The organism is SAR324 cluster bacterium (genome assembly GCA_029245725.1).
Lineage (GTDB): Bacteria > SAR324 > SAR324 > SAR324 > NAC60-12 > JCVI-SCAAA005.
Genome location: JAQWOT010000137.1, coordinates 1 through 7,059 on the forward strand (window position 1 = coordinate 1; position 7,059 = coordinate 7,059).

The window sequence follows — 7,059 nt, forward strand, 5'->3', positions numbered from 1 at the left end:
CCTGGCTTGCGGGGAGCAGGTGCCTTCTCCAGTGATTTTCAAGCAGTTCCTCCAGCAGGGAGTGATTCAGTTCTGTCAGATTGATGCAACCAGGCTCTCTGGGGTGAATGATGTGATGGCCGTGATTTTATTGGCAGCAAAATACTGTGTTCCTGTTTGCCCGCATGGTGGAGGAATTGGCTTGTGCAACATGATCCAGCACTATGCGATCTGGGATCAAATTGCCGTCTCAGGAAACTCAGCTGGCCAGGTGGTGGAATACCTGAACTTTTTGCAAGAGGATGTGTTTCTAAACCCAGTGCGGATGCATCAGGGCGCCTATGTTCTCCCAAGTCAGCTCGGATGGGGCTTGGAGATGAAAGATGACTTTGTCCGTGAACACTCCTATCCAGCAGGAAAGATCTGGCAAGGTAGGGAGTCCTCGGGTGGAGTGACTTTTCTGGCTTGAGCGTTCTGATGAACCTGATGACCTCCTCTTGAATTGAATGGCACGGAGCGACCTACATGATACTGAAACCAACTAAGTATAGTATCGGGGACCTGCAACTGGAGTCGGGAGAGGTCATTCGAAATGCGTTTGTTTCTGCAGCAATCATTGGCAAAAAACCTCTCAAGGAAGGCAGAGCAGTTTTATGTTGTGCTTCGATTGCAGGTAATCACCGCCGACTAGAATTTCTGATGGGACCAGGATGTGCCCTAGACCCTGATCAGTATTGTATTATTGCTACGGATGCTCTTGGTAATGGATGGTCTTCATCGCCCAGCAATAGTCGAGAGCAACCAGGAATCAAGTTTCCAAGATTCACTCTTAAGGACATGATTGCATCTCAGCACAGGCTCCTGGAGGTGTTGGGCCTCCAGGAGCTCTATTGTGTGATCGGCGCATCTATGGGCGGCATGCAAGCCCTTCAATGGACTGCAAGTCATCGAGATGCAGTGAAGAGAGTTGTGGCAATGACACCCCAAGCAAGAACCTCAGCTTGGTCTCAGCTAGCAAATGCCCTTTCTCGGGAAATTTTAATGAGCGATCCAAACTGGCAGAGGGGATTTGTTCGTGAAGAAATCTGGAGAATGTGGGGTGGTTTAATGATGGGAATCATTCCAGGGACTCCTGAGTCTGTTCAAAGAAGTATTCCAAGCTTTAAGGACGCAGGGGAATTATTGCGAGACTTTCAACTGCAAGCACAAAACCGCAAAATAGATCCACGAGACTGGGTTTGGCAGACCTTTGCCTATGATGCACACGATCTGGCCGATACCGAAAACAGGCTCTCAGCAGAGGAGGTCCTTCACTCCATTGAGATCCCAGCACTAATCATTGGAGCCCCAGGGGATCTCTACAATCCAACTGAAGAAGCCCGTAAGTCCGCTGCGCTCTTGAGTAACGGTCTCTACCGTGAAATTCCATCTTTTCTAGGTCATGCCGCTGCAAGTGACAGGAGAGCTGAGGACGCAGACTTTCTCAATCGGGTAATATCAGATTTTCTCTCCGATTAATCAGAATTCAATCACTGTGCGGATGTTTTCTCCTTTGCGCATCATGGCAAAGCCCTCATTTATTTCGGAAAGTGAGATTCTTTGGTCGATCAGTTGACCCAGAGCATATTTTCCGCTGCGGTAGAGCTCTACCAGTGCAGGGAAATCCCTATGTGGGTGAGCTGCTCCATAGCTTGATCGAACAAAAAGCTTATCACCCATCATCGAACCCCAGCGCACATTAATTTGCTCTTCAACTGGCATTTTCCCCAGGACGATAAGCTTGCCTCCATTACGCACTGCATCCCAGGAGCTTTGTAGCGTATGCCTAACTCCTGCGGCTTCAAACAGGTGATCAACACCTCTGCCTTCGGTAAGGTTGCTTATTTCTGGAATTGCGTCTTCTGGAGAAAACACATGGGTTGCGCCAAAGGATAGGGCTCTTTGCCGCCTGACAGTTACTGGGTCAACACCAATCACTTGAGTTGCTCCGGACAACTCTGCAGCCTTGAGGACATTGAGGCCCACGGCTCCACATCCAAAGACTCCCACAGAATCTCCTGGGCGCACTTGGGCTACGTTTCTAACAGCACCGTAGCCCGTCATTACCCCACAGCCCAAAATGCAGGCCTCTGCCCACGGAATACAATCAGGAATTCTAACGGCAGCTTTTTCATCAATGACGCAAAATTCCGCATGTGATGAAATTACCGAGAAATGATGCAGCGGTGACCCATCGGATAGAGTTAATTTTCTTTCACCGCAAAAAGTTAATCCTCGGGGGTTGTTTGTTGTAAGCTGATGGCACAGGATGGGTTGATCTTGCGAACAAAAATAGCAACCCCCACAGGCCGGCGTCCAAGAACAAACAATTCGATCCCCAACTGAGACTTGTGTGACCTCAGTCCCGATTTCTACGACTTCACCAGAACCTTCATGCCCTAAAACAACAGGCATGGGCCAATGGAGATCACCGTTGATGATCTCCAAATCGGTATGACACAGTCCAGAAGCCTTGAGCTGGATCAATACTTCAGTAGAACCCAGTTCCTGGAGTTGAACCGACTCAACTCGCAGTTGTTCACCTGGCTTGTGGAGAACTGCAGCCTGAAACTCCATAAAATAAAGCTGCGCTCAAATGTTGTAGATTCTTTGAGCATTTTGATTCATCACTCGCCTTTGAACTTCGGAGCTATGCTTGCCAATGATCTCTCTAAAAGCTCCCACCCAAGTCAAAAGTTGAGTTCCGAAGAGACAAACTGGCCAGTCGCCCCCAAAAACGACTCGCTCTGATCCAAAAACCTCAAGGCAGTGATTGATGGTAGGTGCCAAAGTGTCTGCGTTCCAGCCTGCCTGAGCCCGTGCTACGATCCCTGAGATTTTGCAGATTGTGTTCGGAGAGCCAGCAAGCTCGGACATTTGATCTTTCCAGCCCTGAGCCGTATGCCAAAATGGATTGTCAGTCGGCTCACTACCTGGATCAGTGTCTCCGTTGACAATGTGAGGGTCAGCATTGCCACAATGGTCGATCACAAAGGTTGTTTCTGGTGTAGACATAACTAATTTCACGGCATCAGGGAGATCTGCTGGTCTGATACAGATGTCAAAGATCAGACCACTGCGGCCAAGCTCTGTAACACCCGAAATAAAATCTTCCTGGAGACAATAACCAGGGCCGGTCTGAGGAATATGCAGAACACTTCGTACTCCTCTTACATGGGGATTTGCTGCCTTTAGCTTAAGATTATCCTTGAAGTCCGCTGCCATTGGATCGAGTGCAATTACCATAGCCTGCATAGGCGTCTCTGGGGAGAGGCAGTGTTCAGTCATTTGCTCAACCTCCAAAGCCATGCACTCAGGATCAACATTTACCTCCATGTAAACTGTTTTTTCGATACCAGTTCCCTCTGCAGCCTTGAGATAATCGGACATCAGATAGCTCCGATTCATCAACTCAAGCCCCTTGACCCAGGATAGTGAGAGCTTATCAAGGTCCCATAGGTGTTGATGAGTGTCGATAATTGGAATCATGTCAACCTCTGATTTTAGGAGTGTTGGGAAAATGGCAGACAGGCTGGACCGAGTGGACTGAATGACTTGTAGGTCATGATGAATTCCTGGTGGAGCAGTGTTTCTGATTTGGTGCGCTGTCCCTGGGCAGTCTCCAAAACTTTTTGAACAATCTCTTCACCAATTTCACTAGGTTCAGCTTTGCCGTACAGGATTCGCCCTGAATCAATATACATATCATCCTGCAATTGTTGAAAAGTTTCAGGGTTTGCACAAACCTTGATCACTGGCGAGATGGCGGAACCAACTACAGAACCTCCACCGGTAGTAAAAAGAATCAAATGAGAGCCACAGGCGATCAGTTCAGCGATTTCTGCATTGTTGTTGATATTTGGGAAACCAAAACGCACTTCGCCATCAGAGACCACATCCAAAAGATAGAGACCTCCTTTGGAAGGCTGGTCTCCTGGTTTCAGGAGCCCATGAATTTTACTATGTCCAGATTTGGCATAGGCTCCCAAGGATTTTCCTCCACACTAGAGAGACCACCGTCAGCATTACCAGGTGCAAAACTTCCGTAGCCTAGGGTGCTGTAGTAGAGTGCTGCCTTCTCCATGGATCTCTGGATTTCCAATCCCAAATCTGAACTGATAGCCCGAGTCTGCATGTGTTCTTCACAGCCGATCAACTCACCAGTCTCTTCAAAAATGCAGGTAGCTCCTTGCGAGACAAGTTCGTCAAAGGCACTTCCCACTGCAGGGTTAGCGGTGATCCCACTGGTGCCATCGGATCCTCCACAGATCGTTCCGACTACAAGTTCGCCTAGCGATGCACACTCCTTTGGACGATTTGGTGTTTTTTCAATAATTTCTTCCACCCATCTCCTGCCTCGAGTAATTGTCTGCCGAGTTCCCTCATTCTCCTGAATCACAAGTGTTCTGACAGGGCGATCGCTTTCTCTGATATGCTTTTCAAGGCCGAACCGATTGGATCCCTCGCAGCCGAGTGAAATCAGTAGGACAGCACCAACATTTGGGTGCGTGCAAAGCGAACACATCATTCGCTGAGAGTAATCATTCGGATAGCACCCTGGGAATCCAATCGGATGCACATCCCTTTCACGGAATGGCCACTGAATTTCCCTGGCGACATGATGTGCGTATTCAACAAGATAGGCCACAACGATGACGTTACGGATATCTATTTTGCCATCTGAACGTCGGTAACCCTTGAACTCATCATTCATCATGTGTTCTCTAACTCTCTACGAGAAAAATCATGGGTATGGGTGGGGATGTAATCAGATTTCATATTTTGAGTATGCACATGGTCCCCAGAGGGTATTTCTGTGGTTGCAGAACTAATTGGAACTCCGAATTTTATAATCTTTTCTGAAGCTTTGATCGCAACTAGTGCCACCTTGTGGCCAATGGGAATCTGCTTATGGAGCAAAATCTTTTTGTGCCCCCTCCAACTCCAGAATTTCTCCAGCTTCAAGATTTCGACAGGCAACAATGACGTTGTTCTCAGGAGCTAGGTGAAGTACAGAACGGAGTTTGTTCTCATTAATTGTTGAGAGCATCAGAACACCTTTAGGGTCATATTTTCAATCTGATCCAAATCAAATGAGATCCCAAGTCCGGGTCCCTGAGGGAGATGTGCCTGTCCATTCTTGATGTTGATTGGCTCGGCTAAGCCAAAACAAAATGGTTCCATTGGGGTAAGGAGTTCAAAAAAATCACAATTTCGCATAGCTCCGATACAGTGCAGGTTGACAAGATCCAGCCCGTGAAAAATGGAGGTATGTACTTCACAATTGACTCCAAAGGCCTCAGCAAGTCTTGCTGTCTTCATTGTCCCCGTGACTCCTCCAGTCCAGGAGATGTCAGCTCTGACTCTGTCGACAACACGACGCGAGATGCATTCAGCTACACTGTAGGGGTGTTTGTTGAGCACCTCACAGCCCACAACTGGGATCTCAAGCACTCTTGTCAATTCTCTTAAGCTATGGAAGTTCTCGTCCCAGAGTGGTTCTTCCAACCAGTAATAATCTTGAGTTTCGAGAAATCTACCGAAGCGAATGGCCTCCTCAAGATTCATACTGGCTACAGGGTCAGACATGAGCACGAAATCCGGCCCAGTAGCCTCCCTCACCAATCCATGTGCCTCTCGGTCTTGCCGGAGATCCTGACCCTTTGGGTGCAGCTTGTAACCATGGAATCCCTGATTTTTAGTTGACAGGGCTTCCACAGCAAACTGTTCAGGAGAATCGTGAACAAGCGAACTCAGGTAAACTGGAACAGTGTCTCGGTAGCCCCCAAGGTAACGATAAAGTGGTTGATTTGCAGCTTGGGCACAGAGTATCCAGCAGAGAGAATCAAAGGGCCCATATGCCCAGAATGGCAGATGGTGCCACCACCGATCCGCAGTTCTGAATTCGTGCCATGCCTTCTCTCGATCCAATGCGCTTCTGCCGATGAAGAAAGGCTTGAGTGATGTTGAGATCATTTCTGCAGTAGCAAGCGCATTTTTTCCTGCAAAACCAAAACAAGAGGCCTGCAGACCCTCTTGTGTGACAACAGTCAGAAACAGGAATTGTAGTGCCCCGGAGCTGTTACTTCGCAAGGAACCCTCAGCCAGTTGAGCATCACTGCTGCAGGCTCGGATTTCAATGTCACGGATTTCGAGTCTAGAACATTCCATATTTCAGATAGGCTTCCTGTGGATCGACACCATTGAGGATCGCTTTGCGGATTAGATTTTCAGTTGCAATCGATTCTTCAGCTTGTTTTGTGATCTCTTCACAATCCTTCTCCGGGATAACCAGGCAGCCGTCCCGGTCCCCCATGATAAAGTCTCCCGGATGAATCTCTACCTCACCAATGCAGATAGGGGTATCAACCTCAAAGGGCATCCAATAACCAACAATGTCTCTTGGAGTAAACCCTCTACCCCAAACCTGAAATCCCATCTTCATCAGAAAGTCTGTATCTCTGATGAAGCCATCGGTAACGACTCCTCTCAGTCCCTTCAGCAGCAGGGTTTCTCCAGAAAGCTCTCCCATATGTGCGACAGTGTGGTCATTGGGTTGACTAATCCAAATATGTCCAGATTTAGCTTTCGACAAGAGTCCAGTCCAAGCTACCAGCGTCTCGTGCGGCTCAACGCCAGGACATGGACGTCCGGAGATTGTGAAGGCTGGCCCTGCCATCGGTCTTTCAGGCAGAATAGGTCGCAGTTCTGGTGGCAAAGTGAAGCTACTCATCCCACGAGTCCGCATCACATCATGCAGAACTCCACTGTAGCACTGCTCCAGCCTCAGGCTGAGCGATTCCTGTTCATCAAGCGTCATGATAAAACACCTCCTCCATCATGGACCAATGTTCTCCCTCCTTACGGGTCTCCACTGGTGCTTGACAGGGCTTACAGACAGCCCACCACTTCTTGGTGATCGGAGCATCGGCCATCTTCTGCATGTCGGCTGCAAAGTCATCTCCGTGATACTCCCAATAACCAAAGAGTCGCTGCTCTCCCTCATGTAGCCAGATACTGTAGTTGCGGATGTTGCTCTCT

At 48.5% G+C, this 7,059-nt stretch carries 8 protein-coding genes and 1 pseudogene; 2 read left to right on the forward strand and 7 right to left on the reverse strand.

Going from position 1 to position 7,059, the window contains the following annotated elements; all coding sequences use genetic code 11:
• Both P8O70_06230 and P8O70_06235 read left to right on the forward strand, forming a co-directional pair.
• On the forward strand, positions 1-448 hold a 448-nt coding region (locus tag P8O70_06230), incomplete at its 5' end, for an enolase C-terminal domain-like protein (protein ID MDG2196472.1).
• 56 nt (positions 449-504) lie between these two features.
• Positions 505-1,497 (forward strand): alpha/beta fold hydrolase, encoded by a 993-nt coding sequence (locus tag P8O70_06235; GenBank protein MDG2196473.1) that lies wholly within the window; start codon positions 505-507, stop codon positions 1,495-1,497.
• On the opposite strand, the gene P8O70_06240 is transcribed toward P8O70_06235, so the two are convergent.
• The 7 genes and pseudogenes from P8O70_06240 to P8O70_06270 all read right to left on the reverse strand — a co-directional run.
• Positions 1,498-2,595, reverse strand: coding sequence for a Zn-dependent alcohol dehydrogenase (locus P8O70_06240; GenBank protein MDG2196474.1), 1,098 nt, complete (start codon positions 2,593-2,595; stop codon positions 1,498-1,500).
• A gap of 15 nt (positions 2,596-2,610) precedes the next feature.
• Complete coding sequence (locus P8O70_06245) at positions 2,611-3,507, reverse strand: amidohydrolase family protein (protein ID MDG2196475.1); 897 nt, start codon at positions 3,505-3,507, stop codon at positions 2,611-2,613.
• Between the two features lie 14 nt (positions 3,508-3,521).
• A pseudogene (locus P8O70_06250) lies at positions 3,522-4,732 on the reverse strand (UxaA family hydrolase).
• Positions 4,733-4,927: 195 nt separating this feature from the next.
• Positions 4,928-5,068 carry a hypothetical protein gene (locus P8O70_06255; GenBank protein MDG2196476.1) on the reverse strand — a complete coding sequence of 47 codons (141 nt, stop codon included), beginning with the start codon at positions 5,066-5,068 and terminating at the stop codon, positions 4,928-4,930.
• Positions 5,068-6,189: an enolase C-terminal domain-like protein gene (locus P8O70_06260; GenBank protein ID MDG2196477.1), complete on the reverse strand. Its 1,122-nt coding sequence runs from the start codon at positions 6,187-6,189 to the stop codon at positions 5,068-5,070. The genes P8O70_06255 and P8O70_06260 overlap by 1 nt, the downstream gene beginning before the upstream one ends.
• Positions 6,176-6,838, reverse strand: coding sequence for an RraA family protein (locus P8O70_06265; GenBank protein ID MDG2196478.1), 663 nt, complete (start codon positions 6,836-6,838; stop codon positions 6,176-6,178). Before P8O70_06265 ends, P8O70_06260 begins: the two co-directional genes overlap by 14 nt.
• The coding region (locus tag P8O70_06270; protein ID MDG2196479.1) for an L-rhamnose mutarotase at positions 6,828-7,059 on the reverse strand (232 nt) is incomplete at its 5' end. The genes P8O70_06270 and P8O70_06265, both read right to left, overlap by 11 nt.